20 protein-coding genes are annotated in these 24,307 nt (G+C 72.3%); 17 read left to right on the top strand and 3 right to left on the bottom strand.

The annotated features are described in order from the left end of the window. Nucleotides 1–23: 23 nt before the first annotated feature. Nucleotides 24–1,145 (top strand): S-adenosylmethionine:tRNA ribosyltransferase-isomerase, encoded by a 1,122-nt coding sequence (locus BR98_RS06285; protein WP_083976370.1) that lies wholly within the window; start codon nt 24–26, stop codon nt 1,143–1,145. 457 nt (nt 1,146–1,602) lie between these two features. Then, complete coding sequence (locus BR98_RS06280) at nt 1,603–2,847, top strand: ricin-type beta-trefoil lectin domain protein (protein WP_083976020.1); 1,245 nt, start codon at nt 1,603–1,605, stop codon at nt 2,845–2,847. A 4-nt stretch (nt 2,848–2,851) separates the two neighbouring features. On the opposite strand, the gene BR98_RS06275 is transcribed toward BR98_RS06280, so the two are convergent. Further along, nucleotides 2,852–4,051: a serine hydrolase domain-containing protein gene (locus tag BR98_RS06275; protein WP_035840975.1), complete on the bottom strand. Its 1,200-nt coding sequence runs from the start codon at nt 4,049–4,051 to the stop codon at nt 2,852–2,854. Between the two features lie 107 nt (nt 4,052–4,158). Here BR98_RS06275 and BR98_RS06270 point away from each other — a divergent pair, with 107 nt between their 5' ends. Together BR98_RS06270 and argG are read left to right on the top strand one after the other, a co-directional pair. Next, nucleotides 4,159–5,343, top strand: a complete 1,185-nt coding sequence (locus BR98_RS06270) for a methyltransferase (RefSeq protein WP_035840972.1) — start codon at nt 4,159–4,161, stop codon at nt 5,341–5,343. Between the two features lie 94 nt (nt 5,344–5,437). Next, nucleotides 5,438–6,889 carry an argininosuccinate synthase gene (argG, locus tag BR98_RS06265; protein WP_035840970.1) on the top strand — a complete coding sequence of 484 codons (1,452 nt, stop codon included), beginning with the start codon at nt 5,438–5,440 and terminating at the stop codon, nt 6,887–6,889. 62 nt (nt 6,890–6,951) lie between these two features. Here the strand turns inward: argG and BR98_RS06260 are convergent, their stop codons facing one another. Next, nucleotides 6,952–8,097: an ARPP-2 domain-containing protein gene (locus BR98_RS06260; protein ID WP_035840967.1), complete on the bottom strand. Its 1,146-nt coding sequence runs from the start codon at nt 8,095–8,097 to the stop codon at nt 6,952–6,954. Then, nucleotides 8,094–9,536 carry a hypothetical protein gene (locus BR98_RS06255; protein ID WP_035840964.1) on the bottom strand — a complete coding sequence of 481 codons (1,443 nt, stop codon included), beginning with the start codon at nt 9,534–9,536 and terminating at the stop codon, nt 8,094–8,096. The genes BR98_RS06260 and BR98_RS06255 overlap by 4 nt, the downstream gene beginning before the upstream one ends. Before the next feature lie 350 nt (nt 9,537–9,886). Here BR98_RS06255 and rox point away from each other — a divergent pair, with 350 nt between their 5' ends. The 13 genes from rox (at nt 9,887) to cbiE (ending at nt 23,863) form a co-directional block, all read left to right on the top strand. Further along, a complete protein-coding gene (gene rox / locus BR98_RS06250) occupies nt 9,887–11,356 on the top strand; it encodes a rifampin monooxygenase (protein ID WP_035840960.1) in 1,470 nt (489 codons plus the stop codon). Nucleotides 11,357–11,612: 256 nt separating this feature from the next. Continuing rightward, nucleotides 11,613–12,779 carry an alanine--tRNA ligase-related protein gene (locus BR98_RS06245; protein ID WP_035840958.1) on the top strand — a complete coding sequence of 389 codons (1,167 nt, stop codon included), beginning with the start codon at nt 11,613–11,615 and terminating at the stop codon, nt 12,777–12,779. A 90-nt stretch (nt 12,780–12,869) separates the two neighbouring features. Further along, nucleotides 12,870–13,907 carry an N-acetyl-gamma-glutamyl-phosphate reductase gene (argC, locus tag BR98_RS06240; RefSeq protein ID WP_035840956.1) on the top strand — a complete coding sequence of 346 codons (1,038 nt, stop codon included), beginning with the start codon at nt 12,870–12,872 and terminating at the stop codon, nt 13,905–13,907. Between the two features lie 17 nt (nt 13,908–13,924). Then, nucleotides 13,925–15,076: a bifunctional glutamate N-acetyltransferase/amino-acid acetyltransferase ArgJ gene (gene argJ, locus BR98_RS06235; RefSeq protein WP_035843168.1), complete on the top strand. Its 1,152-nt coding sequence runs from the start codon at nt 13,925–13,927 to the stop codon at nt 15,074–15,076. A 19-nt stretch (nt 15,077–15,095) separates the two neighbouring features. Further along, nucleotides 15,096–16,028 (top strand): acetylglutamate kinase, encoded by a 933-nt coding sequence (gene argB, locus BR98_RS06230; RefSeq protein ID WP_035840953.1) that lies wholly within the window; start codon nt 15,096–15,098, stop codon nt 16,026–16,028. Further along, on the top strand, nt 16,025–17,260 hold the full coding sequence (locus BR98_RS06225) for an acetylornithine transaminase (protein ID WP_051969359.1): 1,236 nt from the start codon (nt 16,025–16,027) through the stop codon (nt 17,258–17,260). The genes argB and BR98_RS06225 overlap by 4 nt, the downstream gene beginning before the upstream one ends. 18 nt (nt 17,261–17,278) lie before the next feature. After that, nucleotides 17,279–17,830 carry an arginine repressor gene (locus tag BR98_RS06220; RefSeq protein ID WP_035840950.1) on the top strand — a complete coding sequence of 184 codons (552 nt, stop codon included), beginning with the start codon at nt 17,279–17,281 and terminating at the stop codon, nt 17,828–17,830. Between the two features lie 173 nt (nt 17,831–18,003). Continuing rightward, on the top strand, nt 18,004–18,201 hold the full coding sequence (locus BR98_RS06215; RefSeq protein ID WP_407639420.1) for a ferredoxin: 198 nt from the start codon (nt 18,004–18,006) through the stop codon (nt 18,199–18,201). Further along, nucleotides 18,198–19,376: a cytochrome P450 gene (locus BR98_RS06210; protein WP_035840946.1), complete on the top strand. Its 1,179-nt coding sequence runs from the start codon at nt 18,198–18,200 to the stop codon at nt 19,374–19,376. The genes BR98_RS06215 and BR98_RS06210 overlap by 4 nt, the downstream gene beginning before the upstream one ends. A gap of 100 nt (nt 19,377–19,476) precedes the next feature. After that, entirely contained in the window at nt 19,477–20,907 is a 1,431-nt protein-coding gene (gene argH, locus BR98_RS06205; RefSeq protein WP_035840945.1) for an argininosuccinate lyase, read from the top strand. A 204-nt stretch (nt 20,908–21,111) separates the two neighbouring features. Continuing rightward, nucleotides 21,112–21,612: a GNAT family N-acetyltransferase gene (locus tag BR98_RS06200; protein WP_035840943.1), complete on the top strand. Its 501-nt coding sequence runs from the start codon at nt 21,112–21,114 to the stop codon at nt 21,610–21,612. A 237-nt stretch (nt 21,613–21,849) separates the two neighbouring features. Further along, a complete protein-coding gene (locus tag BR98_RS06195; RefSeq protein WP_035840940.1) occupies nt 21,850–22,473 on the top strand; it encodes a GNAT family N-acetyltransferase in 624 nt (207 codons plus the stop codon). A 169-nt stretch (nt 22,474–22,642) separates the two neighbouring features. Then, nucleotides 22,643–23,863 carry a precorrin-6y C5,15-methyltransferase (decarboxylating) subunit CbiE gene (cbiE, locus tag BR98_RS06190; protein WP_035840938.1) on the top strand — a complete coding sequence of 407 codons (1,221 nt, stop codon included), beginning with the start codon at nt 22,643–22,645 and terminating at the stop codon, nt 23,861–23,863. Nucleotides 23,864–24,307 lie beyond the last annotated feature (444 nt).

Below are 24,307 nucleotides of genomic sequence, written 5' to 3'. Positions count from 1 at the left end.
CCACCTCGAACACCGTGAACACCATGACTACTGCGAACACCGCGAACACCGCGAACACCGCGAACACCGCGAACACCGCGAACACCGTGAGCCTCGAGTTCACCGTGCCACCCGAGCTCTCCGCCCACGCCCCCGCCGAGGCGCGCGGGCTGGCCCGGGACGGGGTGCGGCTGCTGGTCGGCCGCGGGGGAGCCGACCAGCAGCCCACCGCCGAGCACCACGCCTTCACCGAGCTGCCCGAGCTGCTGCGCGCGGGCGACCTGCTGGTGGTCAACAACTCGGCCACCCTGCCGGCCGCGCTGCCCGCGCGGCTGCCGGACGGCGAGCCGATCGCCCTGCACCTCTCCTCGGCCCACCCCGATCCTCGCGGCGCCCACCTGGTCGAGCTGCGCCGCCCGGTCGCCGGCGGTGCCACCGAGTACCTGCCGCCCACCGAGTCCCCGGCTCGTCCGGGCCTGCGCCTGACCCTCCCCGCCGGCGGCGAGGCCGTCCTCACCGAGCCCCGCACCGCCCGCCTCTGGTACGCCCGGCTCGCGCTGCCCGCGCCGCCGACCGCCTACCTGGCCCGCCACGGCAAGGCCATCCGGTACGGCTACGTGGACCGCGACTGGCCGATCTCGGCCTACCAGACGGTCTTCGCCGCCGAGCCCGGCAGCAGCGAAATGCCCAGCGCCGCCCGGCCGTTCACGGCGGCCCTGGTCAGTGCCCTGGTCGCGCGGGGGATCCTGCTGGCCCCGATCACCTTGCACACCGGCGTCGCCTCCCCGGAGTTGCACGAGGCGCCGTATCCGGAGCGGTTCACCGTCCCGGAGCCCACGGCCCGGCTGGTGGACCATGTCCGGTCCACCGGCGGGCGGGTGATCGCGGTCGGCACCACGGCGGTTCGGGCGCTGGAGTCGGCCGTCGGGCCGGACGGTCGTGCGCAGGCCGCCGAGGGCTGGACCGACCTGGTGATGACCCCCGAGCGCGGCGTCCGGCTGGTCGACGGTCTGCTCACCGGCTGGCACGAGCCGCGAGCCTCGCACCTGCTGATGCTGGAGGCGATCGCGGGGCGTCCGCTGCTCGAGCTGTGCTACCGCGAGGCGTTGACGCACCGTTACCTCTGGCACGAGTTCGGGGACGTCAACCTGCTGCTTCCCGAGTGATCCTTCGGCTTCTGTAGTGACGGGGGCTTGACGCGCTCTCCTCAGCGCCCATAACTTCACGTCTCAGAAAAAGGTCCAGACCAGTCCAGGGTTGCCCGCCGGGCGACCCTGGACGGGCGCATGGCCGTCTTCATCTTCTGAACGCAAGAGGCTCGCCCCCAAGCTGTTCCCCCACGAAGCTGGAGGAGTTCACTGTGTTTCGCCCCCTGCTCGGCCTCACCGCAGCGGCCGGACTGCTGCTCGCCGCCGTCCCTCAAGCCGGCGCCGCCCCTGCCGCCCCCGCCGCCCCTGCCGCCCCCGCCGCCCCTGCCGCCCCCGCCGCCCCTGCCGCCCCCGCAGCGCCCGCCGCCCTCGCCGCCCCCAGGCGCAGGCCGCCGCCGCGAACGCCAACCCCGGCCCCGGTTTCCCCGCCCACTACGCCGCCCCGTACCTGGAGACCTGGAACTCGGCCTCGGCGATGGCCACCATCCGCTCCGCCACCGGCCTGAAGTACTACACGCTCGCCTTCGTGATCAGCGACGGCAGCTGCAACGCCACCTTCAACGGCAACACCTCCATCGCCGACGCCGGCTGGCAGAGCGCCATCAACAGCCTGCGGGCGGCCGGCGGCGACGTCATCGCCTCCTTCGGCGGCGCGGCCGGCACCGAGCTGGGCCAGGCCTGCACCAGCGTCTCCGCGCTCGAAGCCCAGTACCAGCGGGTGGTGGACACGCTCAACCTGACCCGGATCGACCTCGACATCGAGGGCGCCGCGCTCAACGACACCACCGCCAACGACCGCCGCAACCAGGCCCTGGCCGCGCTCCAGCAGCAGTACGCCGCCGCCGGCCGCACCCTCGCCGTGGACTACACGCTGCCCGTCAACCCGACCGGCCTGGAGTCCAACTCGCTGAGCCTGCTCAACAACGCCAAGAGCCGCGGTCTCAACGTCAACCTGGTCAACATCATGACCATGGACTACGGCGCCACCCTGGACATGGGCAAGGCCGCCACCGACGCGGCCACCGCCTTGCTCGGCCAGCTCGGCCAGATCTGGACCGGCAAGAGCTCCGCCCAGCTCTGGGCGATGGAGGGCAACACCCCGATGATCGGGGTGAACGACAGCACCAACGAGGTGTTCAGCACCGCCAACGCGAGCACCCTGGAATCCTTCGCCGCCGCCAACGGCATCCAGGAGCTGGCCTTCTGGGCGCTCGGCCGCGACCAGGCGTGCGCCAGTACCGGCACCCTCTCCGACACCTGCAGCGGCACCCCGCAGAGCCAGTACCAGTTCACCCGCACCTTCAACGCCCTCACCGGCGGCACCCAGCCGCCCAGCTCGACGGGCGCGATCACCGGCTACGGCGGCAAGTGCGTGGACGTGGCCGGCGCCAACTCCGCCAACGGCACCGCCGTCCAGCTCTACGACTGCAACGGCACCAACGCCCAGCAGTGGACGGTGCCGGGCGACGGCACCCTGCGGGCTCTCGGCAAGTGCCTGGACGTGACCGCGGCCGGCACCGCCAACGGCACCCAGACCCAGCTCTACGACTGCAACGGCACCGGCGCCCAGCAGTGGACCGCCACCGCCTCGCACCAGCTGGTCAACCCGCAGTCCGGCCGCTGCCTGGACGCCACCGGACCGAGCTCCGCCAACGGCACCCGGCTGCAGATCTGGGACTGCGGCGGCGGCGCCAACCAGTCCTGGACGCTGCCGAGCTGACGGATCACTGATCCAGCGCCTGGTAGGCCGAGGTCCAGAAGTCCTGGTGCACCAGCGGCAGCACCGGCGAGCTGAACAGGCGCTGGGTCAGCAGCACCCCGATCACCCCGCCGGCCGGGTCCACGCCCCAGGAGGTGCCCAGGCCCCCGTTCCAGCCGTACTGGCCCACCGGGTGGCCCAGCCCGGTCCGCCGGGTGACCACCGCGACGCCGAAGCCCCAGCCGTTGGTGTCGAAGAACCCGGGATCCAGGCTGGACCTGGCCTTCTGGTCCGCCGTCAGCTGATCACTGCTCAGCAGCTCGACGGCGGCCCGGGAGATGATCCTCTCGCCCGCGAAGCGCCCACCGCCCAGCAGCATCCGGCTGAACGCCAGGAAGTCGTCCACCGTGGAGACCAGCCCGGCGGCGCCGGCCGGGAAGGCCGGGGGAGTGGCCCACTGACCGCCGGCGGCCTCGTCGAAGACGGCGAGTTCGCCGGTGGCGGGGTCGTTCCAGTAGGCCGTGGCGAATCGGTCCAGCTGGTCGGCCGGCACCGAGAAGGCGGTGTCCTTCATGCCCAGCGGCTCGAAGACCCGCTCCCGCAGGAACACCTCGAAGGGCCGGCCGCAGGCCCGGGCGATCAGCACCCCGAGCAGGTCGCTGCCCGTGTTGTAGACCCAGCGCTCACCCGGCTGGTACATCAGCGGGAGGGTGGAGAACCGACGCAGCCACTCCTCGGGCTCCGGCACCACGGACGGCTGCGGCAGGCCCTGGCCGAGGTCGAGCGCGTCCATCGCCCGCTGGATGGGGTAGCTGCCGGGCGGCACCATCAGGATGCCGGTGCCCATCCGGAAGGTCAGCAGATCGCGCACGGTGATCGGGCGCTCGGCCGGCACGGTGTCGTCCAGCGGCCCGTCCACCGCGCGCAGCACCCGGCGGTTCGCCAGCTCGGGCAGCAGCTCGTCCACCGGGTCGTCCAGCCGCAGCCGGCACTCCTCCAGCAGGATCATGGTGGCGACGGCGGTGACCGGTTTGGTCATCGACGCGATCCGGAACAGCGTGTCCCGCCCGACCGGCCCGCCGCCCACCGAACGCTTGCCGATCGCCTCGACGTGCACCTCGTCGCCCACCGCGACCAGCCCGACCAGGCCGGGCACCCCGCCGCGCTCGACATGGCCGGCCAGGGCGTCGTGCAGACGGTCCAGTCGTGCCTTGTGGAATCCCATGATGCGCTCCCTGCGGAGTGGATGACGGCTCCTCGGTTCTCCACCACGGATCCTCGCAGCCGGGTCCGACAATTCCCGGTAGGCGGACCGGCTAGCCTGGGCGCACGATGAACTGTTTCACCACGTCATGGGGCGAATTCCGGCTCACCCGCTTCCCCGAGGACCCGCGCGAGCAGCTGCGCGCCTGGGACGCCGCCGACGAGTACCTGCTGCGCCACCTGCACGGCGACACCGACGCGCCGGCCGTCCCGTTGACCGGCACCGTGGTGGTGCTCGGCGACCGCTGGGGTGCACTCGCGACGGCGCTCTCGTCAGCCCGACCCGACGGGCTCGGCCAGGCTGCCCGGCTGGTCCAGATCACCGACTCCTACCTCGGCCGGCAGGCCACCCGCGCCAACCTGGTCCGCAACGGCGTCCCCGAGACCGCCGTCCACCTGCTCACCAGCACCGAAGCGCCGCCGGAGCGGATCGACGTGCTGCTGGTCCGGGTCCCGAAGAGCCTCGCCCTGCTGGAGGACCAGCTGCACCGGCTGGCCCCCGCCCTGCACCAGGACAGCGTGGTGATCGGCACCGGCATGGTCACCGAGATCCACAACTCCACCCTGCGGCTCTTCGAGCAGCTGGTCGGCCCCACCCGCACCTCGCTCGCCGCCAAGAAGGCCCGGCTGATCTTCAGCACGCCCGACCCGGTCCTCGCCCGCCCCGCCAACCCGTGGCCGCTGCGCTACCCGCTGCCCGAGGGCATCGGCCCGGTCTCCGGACGGACCGTCACCAACCTGGCCGGCGTCTTCTGCGCCGACCGCCTGGACATCGGCACCCGCTTCCTGCTCCAGCACCTGCCCGCCCGCCAGGGCCCGGAGCGGGTGGTGGACCTGGGCTGCGGCAACGGCGTGGTCGGCACCGCCGCCGCACTCGCCAACCCGCAGGCCGAGCTGCTCTTCATCGACGAGTCCTTCCAGGCCGTCGCCTCCGCCGAGGCCACCTTCCGCGCCAACACCGCCCCCGAGGCCCGCGCCGAGTTCCTGGCCGGCGACGCCCTGGCCGCCGTCCCCACCGACTCCGTCGACCTGGTCCTCAACAACCCGCCCTTCCACTCCCACCAGGCCACCACCGACGCCAGCGCCTGGCGGATGTTCACCGGAGCCCGCCGCGCCCTGCGCCCCGGGGGCGAACTCTGGGTCGTCGGCAACCGCCACCTCGGCTACCACGTCAAACTCCGCCGCCTCTTCGGCAACTGCCAAACAGTGACCGGCAACCCGAAGTTCGTGATCCTGCGGGCGGTCAAGCGCTGAGCGGCGGGGCTACGGCGCCCCCCGGACGCTCCGCTCCCGGAAGCCGGCCGCTGGGAGCGTTGCATGAAAATGCGGATTAATGCATACTCTTCCCATGTCTAAGGTTCTTACCTCCCTGCCCACGGGCGAGCGCGTCGGCATCGCCTTCTCGGGCGGCCTCGACACCTCCGTCGCGGTCGCGTGGATGCGCGACAAGGGTGCCGTTCCGTGCACCTACACCGCCGACATCGGCCAGTACGACGAGCCCGACATCGCCTCGGTGCCGGGCCGCGCGCTGGCCTACGGCGCCGAGCTCGCGCGGCTGGTCGACTGCCGCGCGGCACTGGTCGAGGAGGGCCTGGCCGCGCTCACCTGCGGAGCGTTCCACATCCGCTCGGGCGGGCGGGCCTACTTCAACACCACGCCGCTCGGCCGTGCCGTCACCGGCACCCTGCTGGTGCGGGCCATGCTCGAGGACGGCGTGCAGATCTGGGGCGACGGCTCGACCTTCAAGGGCAACGACATCGAGCGGTTCTACCGCTACGGCCTGCTGGCCAACCCGCACCTGCGGATCTACAAGCCGTGGCTCGACGCGGACTTCGTCACCGAGCTCGGTGGCCGCAAGGAGATGTCGGAGTGGCTGCTCGCCCACGACCTCCCCTACCGCGACAGCACCGAGAAGGCGTACTCCACCGACGCCAACATCTGGGGCGCCACCCACGAGGCCAAGACCCTGGAGCACCTGGACACCGGTGTCGAGACCGTCGACCCGATCATGGGCGTGCGGTTCTGGGACCCGACGGTGGAGATCGCCACCGAGGACGTGACGGTCGGCTTCGAGCAGGGCCGCCCGGTGACCATCAACGGCAAGCGGTTCGACTCGCCGGTCGACCTGGTGATGGAGGCCAACGCGATCGGCGGCCGGCACGGCCTCGGCATGTCCGACCAGATCGAGAACCGGATCATCGAGGCCAAGAGCCGCGGCATCTACGAGGCCCCGGGCATGGCGCTGCTGCACGCCGTGTACGAGCGCCTGGTCAACGCGATCCACAACGAGGACACCCTCGCGCAGTACCACAACGAGGGCCGGCGGCTCGGCCGCCTGATGTACGAGGGCCGCTGGCTGGACCCGCAGGCGCTGATGATCCGCGAGTCGCTGCAGCGCTGGGTGGGCTCGGCGGTCACCGGCGAGGTCACCCTGCGGCTGCGGCGCGGCGAGGACTACTCGGTGCTCAACACCACCGGCCCGGCGTTCAGCTACCACCCCGACAAGCTCTCCATGGAGCGCACCGAGGACGCCGCGTTCGGCCCGGTGGACCGGATCGGCCAGCTCACCATGCGCAACCTCGACATCGCCGACTCCCGCGCCAAGCTGGAGCAGTACGCCGACCTCGGCATCGTCGCCACCAGCCAGGGGACGCAGATCGGCGCGGCCCAGGCCGCCGCGACCGGCCTGATCGGCGCCATGCCGCAGGGCGGCGCCGGCGCCATCGCCTCCAGCGGCCGGAGCGAGGGCGAGGGCGCGAAGGCGCTCGACCGCGCCGCGATGGAGTCCGGCACCGACTGACCCGTCCGGAAGCGAAGCAGCGGTGCCCCCGGTCCGTGCGTCGGACCGGGGGCACCGCCGGATCAGCCGCGGGCCCGCTTGCGGTACCCGTCCAGGACGTCCTGGCGCAGCAGCGAACCGAACCCGGCCGCCTCCAGCCGCATCCCCAACTGCGGCTCGGTGATCCCGAGTTCCGCAGCCGTGCGGCCGAGGTGCCAGTCCTGTTCGGCCAGCTTGTCGAGCAGGTGGCCGCGGCGCACCTGGCTCTCGGAGAGACGGAAGGTCTTGAGGTAGGCGACCCGGCCGGCCTGGTCGGTGATCGTCTCCCCGATGTGGTTCTCCTGCTTGGGCCGGAAGGACGGCAGCAGACGGTCGAGGGTGAAGCGGCCCATCCGGTAGACCCGCTGCGAGCGGTACTCGGCGTCCAGCAGGCCGCCCGCCATCGTGCCGTCGTGGAACCGCGCCCAGGCCTGCTCCGCCCGCTCGGCCGCCGCCCGCAGCTCGGTCAGCGAGTTGACGCCCGCACTCGGCAGCTGCGCCCGGAAGTCCGGCACCGCCGGCATCAGCGTCCCGTAGTGGTGGATCAGTTCGCCGTAGAGGTCCTGCACCAGGGTCGGGTGCAGCGCGCGGTAGTCGCCCGGGTGCGGCACCGCGAAGGCGGCGGCGAGCGCGTCGCCGACGTGCACGACCATCCCGCACTGGTCCGGATGGATCTCGAACACCCGCAGCGCGTCCGCCAGCCCCTGGACCTCGGCGCCACTGTAGGCCTCCTCCGCCCGCGGCGAGAGCCCCTGCCGCACCGCGCGCTGGGACCACTCCTGCCACCTGATCGTCGGGCCGCCGAAGTGCAGCGCGAGGTAGCCCTCCAGGGCGAGGTGCAGCGGCAGGAAGCGCAGCCGGTGCTTGGCCGTGCGGCGGGCCAGCCGGTGGTGCACCCGCAGCGGCATGCTCGCCGGCCGCGCCCGCTCCTCGTCGGAGGACAGCACCTGGGTGCCGTACGCCGCCGCCGGGCTGCCGTCGCCGGTCCAGTCGGCGACGAAGCCGTGCGGGATGTACGAGAGGTAGGTCTGGCGCCGGCCGAGGTCGACCAGGCCGGTCTCCTCGCCGTAGAGCTCGTGATGCAGCCGCAGGTCGGCGATCGGCTCCTCGCGCACCAGCGGGACCAGTCGGACGCCGCCCCAGACCTGGGCCGGGCGGGTGGTCAGGCCGGTCAGGTCGAGCGTGGTCATCCTCGGTCCTCTCGCAGGCCGTGCTCTCCCAAGAACTGTGCCGCCCGGGCGTCCAGATAGGCCGTCAGTTCGGCCGCGCCGGTCCGGCCCTCGGCGAACTGGGCGAGTTCGACCAGCGCGGGAAGGTCCTCGGCGTCGCGCAGACCGGCGGTCGGGACGGTCGGGGCCAGCCGGCGCACGTCGATGGCGTCCGCGTCGTAGACCGGATTGAGGTGCACGATGCTGGTCCGGCGCTCCGGGTCGAGCCGGGTGCGCCAGACCCGCAGCACCTCGGCGGCCAGCCCCGGCGGCGCGTTGTCCCAGCCGTCGGAGACGATCAGCAGCCGCTGCGGCGCGGTCTCCAACGCGTCCAGGATCCGCCGGCCGAGCGGGGTCGGCCCGTACGGGTGGGTGAGCAGCGCGTCGCTGCGCCCGGAGGTCCAGAACGCGGTGTACTCGCCCGCCAGCGCCTCCAGCAGATGGTGCGCGGCCAGCGCGGCGGCCAGCGGGCGGCGGCGCTTCTGGCCGGAGCCGGCGGTGGAGAAGCTGTCGTCCAGCACGGCGGCCACCTTGCCCCAACCGCCCCGGTGGGGGCCCGCCGCGCGTCGGGCGGCCGAGCGCAGCGCGTCGGTCAGCTCGGCGCGCCGGTCGACCCGGTCGGCGAGCGGCAGCGCGAGGACGTACGAGGCGAGCCGGGTGAGCGGCATCCGGGCGAGGTCGGCCCGCACCGCGTCCGCCCGGTGGCCGACGGCCGACTGCTGGAGGCGCAACTGCTCCTGACGCGTCATCCGGGGCGCGATCCGCTCCAGGAAGGCGCCGCGCGGCACGCCGTGCCGGGCGGCGAAGCCCTCGGCCACCGTGTAGGGGAGTTCGTACAGGGCGGCCTGCTCGTAGTGGGCGCGCCGCCAGTTCTCCAGGATCGGGGTGGCGAACCGCTGCTGGGCCCGCGGTCCGAACAGGAACGGTCCCAACTCATCGCCCGCAGGCGTCAGATGGGCGTGCCGCAGGGCCTGCTTGAGGCCGCCGCGGTACTTGACGGCGTCGAACGCCGGGTCCGGGCGGGTGGCGATCCAGTCGCGCATGATGGCGCGGGTGCGGCGGTTGTTGACCTTGGCCCGGCGCAGCGCGCGGAACAGCCGGTACACCCGCTGCGGGGAAAGCAGCGTCAGCCGACGGGCGATCAGCCGGCCCTCGGTGGACCGCTGTGCGGGGGTGGCCTCGCCGGCGGTCTCCAGCAGGCGCTGGATGATCAGCGCCGCGTTGTGGTCGTTGATGTCCAGCGCTAGCGCGGCCGCGTACACCTCGCGGTAGTTGCCGATCACGTACTCGTGCAGGAACCCGAGGGAGAGCTGCTGCTGGTCGGCGTCGCTGTGGAACTCGCGCTGTCCGGTGGCCGTGACCGCCGCGTTGACGAAGATCAGCACGTCCTCGGCGGCTATCAGGTCCGCAAACGATTCCATCGAGACCCCCTCCCCGGAGCATGGATGCCGGCCGGGGAATGGGGGCGCGAGCTGCGAATCATTGCTTTAGAGGCAGGTTCCGGAAGTCGCACCGGAGTCCCGCGGCCGGCAGGGAGACCGTAGCATCGCGGGCCGCCCCGGCTCGGATCATTTGTCCGTCCACCGGTTCCGTCGACCGCGGACGGCACAGGGGGACCACACATGGCGAAGGCAAGGAGGTCGTCCACTCCTTGCCACTCTCAAGATATAGCGCACGGGGGGCCTTGCGGCAAGGCCCGGGTGGTGTCACAGAATGGTCGACCAAGGCCAGGACCTGCGGAAATGGCGGATTCGTCGAGCGGGGAGTTGTGATGATCGACGTGATCGTGGTCGGTGGCGGACCGACCGGTTTGATGTTGGCCGGGGAGTTGCGGCTGCACGGCGTGCACGTGGTCGTGCTGGAGAAGTTGACCGAGCCGACCAAGGAGTCCCGCGGACGCGGCCTGCACACCCGTAGCGTCGAACTGATGGACCAACGCGGCCTGTTGGACCGCTTCCTGGCGGTCAGTGAGAAGTTCCAGGTCGGCGGCTTCTTCGGCGGCATCCACAAGGCGTGGCCGGACCGGGTGGACACGGCGCACCCGTACGGCCTCTCCGTCCTGCAGCCGGTCACCGAGCGGCTGCTCAACGAGCACGCCCTCGAACTCGGCGCCGAGATCCGGCGCGGCTGCGAGGTGGTCGGGTTGAGCCAGTCCGATGACGGGGACGGTGCCGGGGCCGGGGCTGACGACGGGCCCGGGGTGACCGTCGAGCTGGCGGACGGCACGCGGCTGCGCTCGCGCTACCTCGTCGGGTGTGACGGTGGCCGCAGTGTGGTGCGCAAGGCGCTCGGTGTCGGTTTCCCCGGCGAGCCCGCCAAGGTCGAGACGCTGCTGGGCGACATGGAGATGACCGAGGATCCGGCGACGGTCGCCGCCGTCGTCGAGGAGGTCCGCAGGACCCAACTGCGGTTCGGGACCATCCCCAACGGGGACGGGACGTACCGCGTCGGCGTGCCCGCCGACGGCGTGGCCGAGGACCGTGCGACCGAGCCGACCCTCGAGGAGTTCAAACAGCAGTTGCGGGCGGTCGCGGGCACCGACTTCGGCGTGCACTCACCGCGCTGGCTCTCCCGCTTCGGCGACGCCACCCGGCAGGCCGAGCGCTACCGGGTCGGCCGGGTGCTGCTGGCCGGCGACGCGGCGCACATCCACCCGCCGACCGGCGGGCAGGGGCTCAACCTCGGCGTGCAGGACGCGTTCAACCTCGGCTGGAAGCTCGCCGCCGCGGTCAACGGCTGGGCGCCGGACGGTCTGCTGGACAGCTACCACGCCGAACGGCACCCGGTGGGCGCCCGCGTGCTGGACAACACCCGCGCGCAGATGACGCTGCTGGGGACCGATCCGGGTGCGACCGCGCTGCGCGAACTGCTCTCGAAGCTGATGGACTTCGAGGAGGTGAACCGGTACGTGACCGAGATGATCACCGCGGTCGACGTCCGCTACGACTGCGGCGAGGGCCACGAACTGCTCGGCCGGCGACTGCGGGACCTCCAGCTGAAGCAGGGGCGCCTCTACGAACTGATGCACAGCGGCCGCGGCCTCCTGCTCGACCAGACCGGCCACCTCTCGATGGCGGGCTGGGCCGACCGGGTCGACCACGTCATCGACGTCGTCGACACCGGCGAGGAACTGGACGCCCCCGCCGTGCTGCTGCGCCCGGACGGCCACGTGGCGTGGGTCGGCGAGGACCAGCAGGACCTGCTCCGCGTGCTGCCCAGGTGGTTCGGAGCTGCCCGCTGACTGAGCCTGGTGGCAAATCGGGTGACCGCGGGCTCCGGGGGCGTTAACCTTGGTGGCATGAACGTCACAGGCCGAAGCACCACCGCGACCGCGCGAGCGACCAGCTCGCCGGTTGCCGCCGCCTGACGTACCCCCACTTCCCACCGGCGACCGGAAACGGTCTGCCGGTGGTTCCTTGGCGTTCCCGCCCCGGTTCCGACGATCGTGTGGACCGTTCTCCGGTGCCTCCCCGCTGCGCATGCGAAGGAGCCACCCCGTGAACACCGATCAGATCGTCCGCACGTTCCTCGAGTACTTCGAGGAGCGCGGCCACCGCCGGATCACCGGCTCGACCCTGCTGCCGCCGCCCGGCGACCCGGTGCTCTTCACCACCTCGGGCATGCACCCGCTCACCCCGTACCTGGAGGGGCGCCCACACCCCCTGGGCAGGCGGCTGGTCAATGTGCAGCGCTGTCTGCGCACCACGGACCTCGAGGAGGTCGGCGACAACACCCATCTGACCGTCTTCGAGATGCTCGGTACCTGGTCGCTCGGCGACTACGAGGGCCCGTTGAGCCTCGACTGGGGCTACGGACTGCTCACCGAGGGGTTCGGTGTCGATCCGGGGCTGCTCCACGTCACGGTCTTCGGCGGCGATGACCAGACCGGTCCCGACACGGCTTCGTTGGAGTTGTGGCAGGAGCGCGGGGTGCCGGTGGAGCTCACCGTCGAGGACAACTGGTGGTCCAACGGACCGACCGGCCCCTGCGGCCCCGACTCGGAGATCTTCCTGTGGACCGGCGACACCCCGCCGGAGTCCACGCCGACCGGCGACGAGCGCTGGGTGGAGGTGTGGAACCACGTGATGATGCGCCATCGACGGCTGGTCGACGGCTCTCTCGTGCCGCTTCCGCAACGCAACGTCGACACCGGCCTCGGCCTGGAACGGCTGGCCTGCCTGCTGCAGGGCCGGCGGTCGGTGTTCGAGTGCGACGTCTTCGACCCCTGGCGCCGGATCGTGCCGGCCCTGTGGCACCTGGACAACCCGTCACTGCGGCTGGTCTGCGACCACCTGCGCTCGGCCGTCGTGGTGATCGGCGACGGGGTGCGCCCGGCCAACACCGGCCGCGGCTACGTGCTGCGCCGGCTGGTCCGCCGGGTGCTCACCGTGCTGCGGCGCGACGACCCGTCACGCGGCCTCGAAGACCTGCCGAGCGAGCTGATCCAGCACACCCTGGACCACTTCCGTCAGGACGGGGATCCCGACCTCGTGCGCAAGGTGCTGCTCGAGGAGGAGCGCCGATTCGGTCGGCTGCTGGAGCGGGGCCGGCAGGTACTGGCCCGTCCCCGATTCCGGGGCCCGCTGACCGAGGAGGACTTCCACTACCTCCACGACACCCACGGCCTGCCGCGCGATCTCGTGCTGGGCCTCCGATCGCGGTGACGGCGCGGGCCGGCACACCGCTCCTTGCATGAATGTTCCGGAGTGCGTATATTCATGCCACATCACAGGGGCCCCGGAGAGGATGCTGTCATGGCCTTGCGAGTCGCCGTTGCCGGAGCCAGCGGGTATGCGGGTGGCGAGGTGCTGCGTCTGCTGCTCGGGCATCCGGAGGTGGAGATCGGGGCGCTGACCGGTGGGTCGAACGCCGGGACCAGGCTGGGGGAGTTGCAGCCGCACCTGTTGCCGTTGGCGGACCGGGTGTTGGAGCCGACCACGGCCGAGGTGCTGGCGGGGCACGACATCGTGTTCCTGGGGCTGCCGCACGGGCAGTCGGCGGCGGTGGCGGAGGCGCTCGGCGAGGACGTGCTGGTGATCGACTGCGGCGCGGACTTCCGGCTCAAGGAGCCGGCCGACTGGGAGCGGTTCTACGGCTCCGCGCACGCCGGGACCTGGCCGTACGGGCTGCCCGAGCTGCCCGGCCACCGGGCCGCGCTCAAGGGGACCAAGCGGATCGCCGTCCCGGGCTGCTACCCGACGGCGGTCTCGCTCGCGCTCTTCCCGGCCTACGCGGCCGGGCTCGCCGAGCCCGAGGCGGTGATCGTGGCGGCCAGCGGTACCTCGGGGGCCGGCAAGGCGATCAAGACGCACCTGCTGGGCAGTGAGGTGATGGGCTCGGTCAGCCCGTACGGGGTCGGCGGGGTGCACCGGCACACGCCGGAGATGTCGCAGAACCTGAGCCAGGTCGCGGGTGAGCCGGTGAACATCTCCTTCACCCCGACCCTGGTCCCGATGTCCCGCGGCATCCTGGCCACCTGCACCGCCAAGGCCAGGCCGGGGGTGACCGGCGCGTCGCTGCGCGCCGCCTACGAACGGGCGTACGCCGACGAGCCGTTCGTCCACCTGCTGCCCGAACTCCCGGCGCTGCAGTGGCCGCAGACCAAGTCGGTGTTCGGCGCCAACACCGCGCTGGTGCAGGTCGTGCTGGACGAGCACGCCGGGCGGATCATCGCGATCAGCGCGATCGACAACCTGGTCAAGGGCACCGCCGGCGGTGCGGTGCAGAGCATGAACATCGCCCTCGGCCTGCCCGAGGAGCTGGGCCTTCCCGTGAACGGAGTCGCACCGTGACGAACCATCAGAACAGCATCGGGGTCACCGCCGCCAAGGGCTTTCGCGCAGCCGGCGTGACGGCCGGCATCAAGGCCTCCGGCACCCCGGACCTCGCCCTGGTGGTCAACGACGGCCCGGCCTTCGCCGCGGCCGGGGTCTTCACCTCCAACCGGGTCAAGGCCGCTCCGGTGCTCTGGTCCCAGCAGGTGCTCAAGGGCGGTCAGTTGGCCGCCGTGATCCTCAACTCCGGTGGCGCCAACGCCTGTACCGGCCCGGAGGGGTTCCAGGACACCCACACCACCGCCGAGCGGGTCGGCGCCGAACTCGGCGTCAGCGCGGGCGAGGTGGCGGTCTGCTCGACCGGTCTGATCGGCGAGCGGCTGCCGATGGACATCCTGCTGCCGGGCGTGGGCCTGGCGGTCAAGGAGCTCGGCGAGAGCGGCGGCGAGGCGGCCGCGATCGCCATCAAGACCACCGACACCGTGCACAAGACGGCCCAGGTGAGCCGCGACGGCTGGACGGTCGGCGGGATGGCCAAGGGCGCGGGCATGCTGGCCCCGGGCCTGGCCACCATGCTGGTGGTGCTCACCACCGACGCGGCCGTCGGCGCCGCCGAACTGGACGACGCGCTGCGCGCCGCCACCCGCACCACCTTCGACCGGGTCGACTCCGACGGCTGCATGTCCACCAACGACACGGTGCTGCTGCTGGCCTCCGGCGCCGCCCAGGTCACCCCGGACGCGGAGGAGTTCGCCGCCGCCGTCGAGCAGGTCTGCGCCGACCTGGCCCGTCAGCTGATCGGCGACGCCGAGGGTGCGAGCAAGGACATCCGGATCGACGTCACCGACGCCGCCACCGAGGACGAGGCCGTCACGGTCGCCCGCACCATCGCCCGCAACAACCTGCTCAAGTGCGCCATCCACGGCCAGGACCCCAACTGGGGCCGGGTGCTGGCCGCGATCGGCACCACCGACGCCGCCTTCGACCCGGACCGGCTGGACGTGGCGATCAACGGCGTCTGGGTCTGCCGCAACGGCGCCACCGGCGAGGACCGCACGCTGGTGAATATGGCCGAACGTCAGGTGGTGATTACCGCCCGGCTGAACTCCGGCCAGGCGGCGGCCACAGTGTGGACGAATGACCTCACGGCCGACTACGTCCACGAGAACAGCGCCTACTCCACCTGAGCCCCCGGGGGACCCGAGCATGCAGATCGCACCCAAGGGCGAACAGGCCCGCAACAACACCGCGCTGCCCAAGGCGCTGACCCTGATCGAGGCGCTGCCCTGGCTGGAGCGGTTCCACGGCAAGACCGTGGTGATCAAGTTCGGCGGCAACGCCATGGTCGACGAGTCGCTGAAGGCGGCCTTCGCCCAGGACGTGGTCTTCCTGCGCTACGCCGGGCTGCACCCGGTCGTGGTGCACGGCGGCGGCCCGCAGATCAGTGCCCAGCTGGCCAAGCTGGGCCTGGAGTCCTCGTTCACCAACGGCCTGCGGGTCACCACCCCCGAGACCATGGACGTGGTCCGGATGGTGCTGGCCGGCCAGGTCCAGCGCGAACTGGTCGGGCTGCTCAACGAGCACGGCCCGTTCGCGGTCGGCATGACCGGCGAGGACGCGCACACCATGACCGCGGTCAAGCGGTACGCCGTGGTGGACGGCGAGCAGGTGGACATCGGCCTGGTCGGCGACATCGTCAACATCGAGGCCGGCGCGGTGAAGGCGCTGATCGCGGACGGCCGGATCCCGGTGATCTCCAGCATCGCCCGCGGCACCGACGGCCACGTCTACAACATCAACGCCGACACCGCCGCCTCCGCGCTGGCCTCGGCGCTGGGCGCCGAGATGCTGGTGGTGCTGACCGACGTCGAGGGCCTGTACAAGGACTGGCCCAACTCCGACGACGTGATCAGCCAGCTGAGCGCGAGCGAGCTGGAGGCCATACTGCCCGGCCTGGCCAGCGGGATGCTGCCGAAGATGGAGGGCTGCCTGCGCGCCGTCCGCTCCGGCGTCGGCACCGCCCGGGTGCTCGACGGGCGGGTGCAGCACAGCCTGCTGCTGGAGATCTTCACCGACGAGGGGATCGGCACCATGGTCGTCGCGGACGACGAGCCGACCGTACTGGGGGGACTGGCATGACCCGCAACACCGAGCTGACCGAGCGCTACCAGCAGGCGTTCACCAACAACTACGGCACGCCCCGGCTGCCGCTCACCGAGGGCTCGGGCGCCGTGCTGCGCGACGCCGACGGCACCGAGTACCTCGACCTGGTCGGCGGCATCGCGGTGAACGCGCTGGGCACCGCGCACCCGGCCGTCGTCGCGGCGGTCACCGAGCAGATCGGCAAGCTCGGCCACGTCTCCAACCTGTTCACCGCCGAGCCGACCATCCGGCTGGCCGAGCGCTTGCTCAGCCTGGACTCCCGTCCGGGCCGGGTCTTCTTCTGCAACTCCGGCGCCGAGGCCAACGAGGCCGCGTTCAAGATCAGTCGGCTCACCGGCCGCACCCACCTGGTCGCGCTGGACGGCGCCTTCCACGGCCGGACCATGGGCTCCCTCGCGCTGACCGGCCAGCCCGGCAAGCGGGACCCGTTCCTGCCGCTGCCCGGCGAGGTCACCCATGTGCCGTTCGGAGACATCGAGGCGTTGCGCGCGGCGGTGACCACCGAGACCGCGGCGGTGGTGCTGGAGCCGATCCAGGGCGAGAACGGCGCGATCCCGCTGCCCGCCGGATACCTGCGGGCGGCCCGCGAGATCACCCGGGCCACCGGCACCCTGCTGGTCCTGGACGAGATCCAGACCGGCATCGGCCGCACCGGCCACTGGTTCGCCCACCAGGCCGAACCGGGCGTCGAGCCGGACGTGATCACGCTGGCCAAGGGCCTCGGCGGCGGCCTGCCGATCGGCGCGGTGATCGCCTACGGCGCGGCCGCCGAGCTGCTCCAGCCGGGCCACCACGGCACCACCTTCGGCGGCAACCCGGTGGTCGCGGCCGCGGCCCTGGCGGTGCTGGACACCATCGAGTCCGAGGACCTGCTCTCCCACGTCCGCAAGCTCGGCGACCGGTTGGCGCACGGCATCGAGGCGATCGGCGACCCGCTGGTCTCGCACGTGCGCGGCGCCGGCCTGCTGCTGGGCATCGTGCTCACCGAGCCGCTCGCCGCCCAGGTGCAGGCGGCTGCCCAGCGGGCCGGCTTCCTGGTGAACGCGGCGGTGCCGGACGCGGTGCGACTGGTCCCGCCGCTGGTGCTGACCGAGCAGCAGGCGGACGCCTTCCTGGCCGCCCTCCCCGGCATCCTCAGCGAGGTCCGGGCCGAGGCCGGGCAGTCCGGCGGCCGGCAGGACGCCCCGGCCGCGCAGCCTCGCGGCTAGTCCGGAAGAATCATCATCATGACCGTTCCCCCACCCGACCAGCCCGCCGGCGGTCCGACCCCGCAGGTCCCGCAGACCCGCACCGCTCGGCACCGACGGATCGTGGACCTGTTGACCCGTCAACCCGTCCGCTCGCAGAGCCAGTTGGCCAAGCTGCTGGCGGACGACGGACTGGTGGTCACCCAGGCCACGCTCTCCCGCGACCTGGACGAGCTGGGGGCGGTCAAGATCCGCAATCGGGACGGCGCACTGATCTACGCCGTCCCGGCCGAGGGCGGCGACCGCACGCCGCGGGCGCCGATGGGGGAGTCGGCCAGCGAGGGCCGGATGGCCCGACTCGCGGGTGAACTCATGGTTTCGGCCACCGCCTCCGGCAACCTGGTGGTGCTGCGCACCCCGCCCGGCGCCGCGCAGTTCCTGGCCTCGGCGATCGACACCGCCGAGGTGTACGAGATCATCGGGACCATCGCGGGCGACGACACGGTGCTGCTGATCAGCCGTGACCCGGCGGGCGGGCAGGCGCTGGCGGACCACCTGATGCAGCTGGCCCAGTCCCGCACCGAGCGGTAGCGCCCCGCCGCGGACCAGGGTGCGGATCCGGCCATTCTGGCGTGACCGCCGGTCGACACATCGTGTGCATCACAACCCCGGGTTAGGTTGGCCTTCCGGAATGTTGGTTGCCCCGGGCAACAGGCTCGGGGCCACCGGCCCGCCTGCGCGCCCAGGAGGTTACCGCCGTGCACGTGACTGTCGATCAGGATCGTTGCTGCAGCTCCGGCCAGTGTGTGCTGACCGCTCCCACCGTCTTCGACCAGAGCGAGGAGGACGGCCTGGTCGTCCTGCTCCAGGACCGCCCCGACGCCTCGCTCGCCCCGCAACTGCGCACCGCCGCCGCGCTCTGCCCGGGCGGCGCCATCAGCCTGGCGGAGGTGGCCCGATGACCACCGTCGACCAGCTGGGCCTGCCCGGACCGCGCGCCGCCGGCTGCCCCTTCGACCCGCCGCTCGCCTACCAGCGTCCCAGTGCCCGGCTCAGCCTCTGGGACGGCTCCCCGTGCTGGCTGCTGACCGGCTATCAGCAGGTCCGCGCGGTGCTGACGGACCGTCGGTTCAGCGCCGACGCCCGCCACCCCACCTTCCCGTTCCTGGCGCCCGGCCGCCGCGAGGCGGTCGGCGAGAAGCCCAGCTTCCTGCGGCTGGACGACCCCGAGCACGCCCGGCTGCGCAAGATGATGACCACCGACTTCCTGATCAAGCGGGTCGACGCGATGCGCCCGGCGATCCAGCGGATCGTCGACGACACCCTGGACGCCATGATCGCGGACGGCTCCCCGGCCGACCTGGTCAGCGCCTACGCCTTCCCGGTCCCCTCGCTGGTGATCTGCGACCTGCTCGGCGTGCCCTACGCCGACCACGCCTTCTTCCAGGAACAGGGCCGCCGCCTGCTCGACACCGCCCAGCCCGCCGAGGTCTTCCAGGACGCGATCGACCGGCTGACCGGCTACCTCACCGAGATCGCCGCGGCCAAGGACGGCGAACCGGACGGCATCATCGCCAAGTTGGTCGCCCGCGGTGACCTGACCGCCGACGAGGTGGCCGCCAACGGCCTGCTGCTGCTGCTCGCCGGCCACGAGACCACCGCCAACATGACCTCGCTCTCCACCCTCGCCCTGCTGCGCCACCCCGCCCAGGCGGACCGGCTGCGCGCCGACCCGTCGCTGATCAACGGCGCGGTGGAGGAGCTGCTGCGGTACCTGACCATCGTGCACGCCGGCGTGCCCCGGGTGGCCCTGGAGGACGTCGACCTCGGCGACGGTGTGGTGGTCGGGGCCGGCGAGGGAGTGCTCTGCATGCTCTCCACCGCCAACCGCGACCAGGACCTGTTCGGCGCGGGCGACGAACTCGACATCGAACGCGACGCCCGCCGCCACCTGGCCTTCGGCTTCGGCGTCCACCAGTGCCTGGGTCAGCCGCTGGCCCGCGCCGAACTGCAGATCGCCCTCGCCACCCTGCTGCGCCGCCTGCCGACGCTGCACCTGGCGGTCCCCTTCGAGGAGCTCTCCTACCGCACCGAGGCCCTGATCTACGGGCTGCGCGAGCTGCCGGTGGCCTGGTAGAAGTCCTGCTGGTCGGGCGGCGGATCCCGGATCGGCTTTGAGTTTCATACGGAGTCATGCATACTTATGCCGATCCCGATGGAACCAAGGAGCGTCCCCGATGCCGACCGACCAGCATTCCGATGTCCGCCTCTGGGGCGCTCGCTTCGCCGCCGGCCCGTCCGAGGCGCTGGCCAGGCTCTCCGCCTCGGTCCACTTCGACTGGCGGCTCGCGCCCTACGACATCGCCGGCTCCAAGGCGCACGCCCGCGTCCTCAACAAGGCGGGCCTGCTGACCGAGGAGGAGCTCGCCGCGATGCTGGCCGGACTGGAGCAGCTGCTCGCTGACGTCCAGTCAGGGGCCTTCACCGGCACGGTCGCCGACGAGGACGTGCACACCGCGCTGGAGCGCGGCCTGCTGGAGCGGCTCGGCGCCGACCTCGGCGGCAAGCTGCGGGCCGGGCGGTCGCGCAACGACCAGATCGCCACGCTCTTCCGGATGTACCTGCGCGACCACGCGAAAATCATCGGCGAACTGCTGCTGGACCTCCAGGACGCGCTGGTCGGCCTCGCCGAGGCGCACCCCGACACCGCGATGCCCGGCCGCACCCACCTGCAGCACGCCCAGCCGGTGCTCTTCGCCCACCACGTCCTCGCGCACGTGCAGGCCCTCGGCCGGGACGCCGAGCGGCTGCGCCAGTGGGACACCCGCACCGCCGTCTCGCCGTACGGCTCCGGCGCGCTGGCCGGCTCCTCGCTGGGCCTGGACCCGGAGGCGGTGGCCGCCGAACTCGGCTTCGAGCGCGGCTCGGTCGGCAACTCGATCGACGGCACGGCGGCCCGCGACTTCGTCGCCGAGTTCGCCTTCGTCACCGCGATGATCGGCATCAACCTCTCCCGGATCGCGGAGGAGGTGATCATCTGGAACACCAAGGAGTTCGGCTTCATCACGCTGCACGACGCCTTCTCCACCGGCTCCTCGATCATGCCGCAGAAGAAGAACCCGGACATCGCCGAGCTGGCCCGCGGCAAGTCCGGCCGGCTGATCGGCAACCTGACCGGCCTGCTGGCCACCCTGAAGGCCCTCCCGCTCGCGTACAACCGCGACCTGCAGGAGGACAAGGAGCCGGTCTTCGACTCCTGCGACACGCTGGAGGTGCTGCTGCCGGCCTTCACCGGCATGATGGCCACCCTCACCGTGCACCGCGAGCGGCTCGAGGAGCTGGCCCCGGCCGGTTTCTCGCTGGCCACCGACATCGCCGAGTGGCTGGTCAAGCGCGGGGTGCCGTTCCGGGTCGCGCACGAGGTGGCCGGCGCCTGCGTCAAGGTCTGCGAGGGCCAGGGCATCGAGCTGTGGGACCTGACGGACCAGCAGTTCGCCGAGATCTCCGCCCATCTGACCCCCAAGGTGCGCGAGGTGCTCAGCGTGCACGGCGCGATCGGCGCCCGCAGCGGCCGCGGCGGCACCGCGCCCAGCGCGGTCGCCGACCAGCTCGCCGAGGTCAAGGCCGACCTGGCCGTCCAGCGCGACTGGGTCACGCCATCGGCGTGATTTACGCCACCTGACGGCCTCCCGCAGGTTGAGAACAGCTGAAGCCTGGGTAGAGCGCTGGCGAACGTATCCGGCGTTTCGGCTGGTACGGTCGTGCGCTACTCCCGGTCAGGGCCGATCCCCGGCCGGGACGACCCCCGGCAGGCCACCCGGCGCGAACCCTCACTCCGCGCGTCGGGCATTGACGATGGGAGGCCCCTGCACATGGGCATGAGCGTGATCATCTCCGTGGCGACCGAGCAGGACACCGAACAGATCCTCAAACTCCAGTACCTCGGCTTCCAGAGCGAGGCCGAACTCTACGGCGACTGGTCGATCGAGCCATTGACCCAGACCCTGGAGAGCCTGCGCACGGAGCTGGCGGACCGACACGTGCTGGTGGCCCGCCTGGGCGACGAGGTGGTCGGCTCGGTGCGCGGCTGGGTGGACGAGGACGGCGTCGGCCGGATAAGCCGTCTGGTGGTGCACCCCCGGATGCAGCGCCACGGCCTCGGCGGCCGGCTGCTGCGCGCCGCCGAGGAGCGCCTGCTGGCCGAGCAGCCGGTGCGCACCTTCCGGCTCTTCACCGGCCACCGCAGCCTCGGCAACCTGCGCCTCTACGCCCGCCAGGGCTACCGGCAGACCGAGGCCCGGCCGAGCGGCCAGGGGCTGGGCTTCGTCGCCCTGGAGAAGCCGGCCGAGGTGCCGCTGGCCACCGCGGTCTGAACCAATCCCATCGAGACGGCCCCACCTTCGGGTGGGGCCGTCCGCGTTGCAGCCCTTCACCTTCCAGGGCTCGGTCATCCCCGCGTTCTGATCCACCCGCGGTGAACCCGGCGTCCCGTCGCGAACCGCGGCGGGACGCCGGCGCGTCCCAGGGAGCTGACGCTCCGTCGACCCGGCGGCAGCGGCTCCGGCGCACGGGGCGTACCGTGGGTCCACGACCCGGCGAGGAGAGACGGTATGCCAGCGAGCTTCCCCGAGACCGCGATCAGCACCGAACGGCTGCTGCTGCGCCCTCTGGAGGAGGGCGACGCGTCCGAGCTGGTCACGATGATGGCCGACGAGCTGGTGCTCAGCTGGACCGACGTCCCGCAGCCGTACACGCGGGCGCACGCCCTGCACTGGGTGCTCAGCGAGGTCCCGGAGACGCGCGCCCAGGGACAGGGCATCGCCTTCGCCGTCACCGAGAACCTCACCCAACGGCTGGTCGGCATCGTCGAACTGCGCAACACCGACTGGCGGCTGCTCAGCACCGAGGCCGCCTATGTCACCGCGCCCTGGGCCCGCGGCGAGGGCTATGCCGTCGAGTCGCTGCTCGGGGTGGCGCAGTGGCTCTTCGAGGACCGCGGCTTCCACCGCCTCGAACTGCGCACCGCCGCCGGCAACACGGCCGCCCAGCAGGTGGCCCAGAAGATCGGCTGCATCAGCGAGGGAGTGCTGCGCAGCGCCTGGATAGTGCGCACCGGGGAGGTCGGCTCGGCGGGGGAGGAGAGCCGCAGCGACTTGATCCTGTGGAGCCTGCTGCCCGAGGACCTGGAACCGGCCGCCGACCAGCTGGCGGACCGTTTCGTGCTGCACGACTGACCGTTCGGGGTGCTGCACGACTGACCGCGCGGGCCCCGCCACCTCGCGTCAAGATCGCCTTTACCGCTGCGGAGCGCCGTCCAACGGGTAACCTCTGCTCCTGGGCGGTTGGCCGGAAACAGACAGCGGGGGCGGAGCACCTCCCAGGAACCGAGGGAGAACAGCGGCGATGGCTGACCGGATCACGGTCATCGGGTGGGACGGCACGCCGCTGACCGAGGCGGCCGCCGCGGCGCTCGCGGCGGCCACTCTGGTGGCGGGGGCGCCGTACCAACTCAACGCGCTGCCGGTACCGGCCGCTGCCGAACGGATCGCGCTCGGCAGCGTCGAACTGGCGGCCCGTCGGATCGCCGAGCACCGGGGCGCGGTGGTGGTGGTCGCCGAGGGCGACCCCGGCTTCTTCGGCGTGGTGCGCACCCTGCGCCGCCCCGAGTACGGCCTCGAGCTGGAGGTGCTGCCGGCGGTCTCCTCGGTCGCCGCCGCCTTCGCCCGGGCCGGCATGCCCTGGGAGGACGCCCAGGTGGTCAGCACGCACGGCGGCCGACTGCGCAAGGCTGCCAACATCTGCCGGGCCTACTCCAAGGTCGCGGTGCTCACCAGCCCCGACGCCGGGCCCAGCGAGCTGGCCCTGATGCTCCGTGGGGTGCACCGCACCTTCGTGGTCTGCGAGGCGCTCGGCACCGAGGAGGAGGACGTCACCGTGCTCACCTCCGACCGGGTGCCCGACCACGACTGGCGCGACCCCAGCGTGGTGCTGGTGATCGGCGGCGCCGCGCAGAACCCGGCGGTGGACGAGCCGTCCGGCTGGCTGGCCGGGCGCCCGGTCGGCTACCCGCCCGCCGAGCGCGCCTGGGCGCTGCCCGACGAGGCCTATGACGGGGAGCAGGAGAGCACCCTCTCCCCGCAGACCCGCGCGGTGGTGCTGGCCCGGCTCGGCCCCGGCCCGGGCGACCTGGTGTGGTGCGTGGGGGCGGGCACCGGCGCACTCGCGGTGGAGACGGCGCGTTTCGGCGCGGCCGTGGTAGCGGTGGAGGCGGACGCGGCGACCTGCGCGCGGATCGCGGTCAACGCGCGCCGGTACGGCGTGGAACTGGAGACGGCCGCCGGTAGTGCGCCCGAGGTGCTCGGCGGACTGCCGGAGCCGGACGCGGTGGTGGTGGAGCGCGGCGGCGCCGAGGTGGTGGCCGCGGTGCTGACCCGCCGGCCGTCCCGGCTGGTCGCGCAGGCCCGTACGCTGGCCGAGGCCGAGGCGATCCGCGCGGTGGTCGCGGCCGCCGGCTACCAGGTCGGCGGCGCGGTGCTGCAGTCCGCCCCGCTCACCGTGGAACCCGGGCTGGCCATCGGTCCGGGGGAGAGCAGCGTTCTGCTCTGGGCCGAAGCCGGCAGCTGACGGAGCCCCGTCCTCCGCAGGTCTGACACATCGACAAATGAGGACGATTCGGGCAGCCCGGCCCTGGGCGGACTTCCCAGGCCGGTAGTCTGACGATCCGACCGCTGCCCCGTCCTGTGGGGTCGCGGCCGCGCCGACGTGGTGCAACCCACACGCGGATCGGTGCTGGGGCATTCGACTGACGCTCGCCCGACCGGGAGAATGGCCCGGGGCCCGGGCCGGTCGTGCCGGATGCCCCGGGCTGTCGTTAGTTCAGGTGACGGTGCACGACGGCCGGACGCCCCCGTACGGGTGTCCGGAGGTCGCCACACCGTCCACCGTGACCAGCCGGACGGCCCACGGTCGCCGGGCGGGTCGGGCGGCGGCCGACAGGTTGGACGTGGGGTGGGCCGGCACGCGGCTTGGACCCGGAGCGGGCGGTGCGCCTCGGTCGGCGACCGGGTC

The sequence above is a fragment of the Kitasatospora azatica KCTC 9699 genome, assembly GCF_000744785.1.
Classification (GTDB): Bacteria; Actinomycetota; Actinomycetes; order Streptomycetales; family Streptomycetaceae; genus Kitasatospora; species Kitasatospora azatica.
The sequence above is the reverse complement of the archived record's forward strand: the minus strand, read 5'-3'. Positions and strand labels throughout refer to the sequence as shown.

Excerpts from the sequence above, each read along its gene's own strand:
- BR98_RS06275 (WP_035840975.1), bottom strand. The coding sequence starts at position 4,051 with ATGGGATTCCACAAGGCACGACTGGACCGTCTGCACGACGCCCTGGCC.
- argH (WP_035840945.1), top strand. The coding sequence starts at position 19,477 with ATGCCGACCGACCAGCATTCCGATGTCCGCCTCTGGGGCGCTCGCTTC.
- BR98_RS06220 (WP_035840950.1), top strand. The coding sequence starts at position 17,279 with ATGACCGTTCCCCCACCCGACCAGCCCGCCGGCGGTCCGACCCCGCAG.
- BR98_RS06285 (WP_083976370.1), top strand. The coding sequence starts at position 24 with ATGACTACTGCGAACACCGCGAACACCGCGAACACCGCGAACACCGCG.
- argB (WP_035840953.1), top strand. The coding sequence starts at position 15,096 with ATGCAGATCGCACCCAAGGGCGAACAGGCCCGCAACAACACCGCGCTG.
- rox (WP_035840960.1), top strand. The coding sequence starts at position 9,887 with ATGATCGACGTGATCGTGGTCGGTGGCGGACCGACCGGTTTGATGTTG.
- cbiE (WP_035840938.1), top strand. The coding sequence starts at position 22,643 with ATGGCTGACCGGATCACGGTCATCGGGTGGGACGGCACGCCGCTGACC.
- argG (WP_035840970.1), top strand. The coding sequence starts at position 5,438 with ATGTCTAAGGTTCTTACCTCCCTGCCCACGGGCGAGCGCGTCGGCATC.
- BR98_RS06280 (WP_083976020.1), top strand. The coding sequence starts at position 1,603 with ATGGCCACCATCCGCTCCGCCACCGGCCTGAAGTACTACACGCTCGCC.
- BR98_RS06225 (WP_051969359.1), top strand. The coding sequence starts at position 16,025 with ATGACCCGCAACACCGAGCTGACCGAGCGCTACCAGCAGGCGTTCACC.
- BR98_RS06200 (WP_035840943.1), top strand. The coding sequence starts at position 21,112 with ATGGGCATGAGCGTGATCATCTCCGTGGCGACCGAGCAGGACACCGAA.
- BR98_RS06260 (WP_035840967.1), bottom strand. The coding sequence starts at position 8,097 with ATGACCACGCTCGACCTGACCGGCCTGACCACCCGCCCGGCCCAGGTC.
- BR98_RS06195 (WP_035840940.1), top strand. The coding sequence starts at position 21,850 with ATGCCAGCGAGCTTCCCCGAGACCGCGATCAGCACCGAACGGCTGCTG.
- BR98_RS06255 (WP_035840964.1), bottom strand. The coding sequence starts at position 9,536 with ATGGAATCGTTTGCGGACCTGATAGCCGCCGAGGACGTGCTGATCTTC.
- BR98_RS06270 (WP_035840972.1), top strand. The coding sequence starts at position 4,159 with ATGAACTGTTTCACCACGTCATGGGGCGAATTCCGGCTCACCCGCTTC.
- BR98_RS06210 (WP_035840946.1), top strand. The coding sequence starts at position 18,198 with ATGACCACCGTCGACCAGCTGGGCCTGCCCGGACCGCGCGCCGCCGGC.
- argC (WP_035840956.1), top strand. The coding sequence starts at position 12,870 with ATGGCCTTGCGAGTCGCCGTTGCCGGAGCCAGCGGGTATGCGGGTGGC.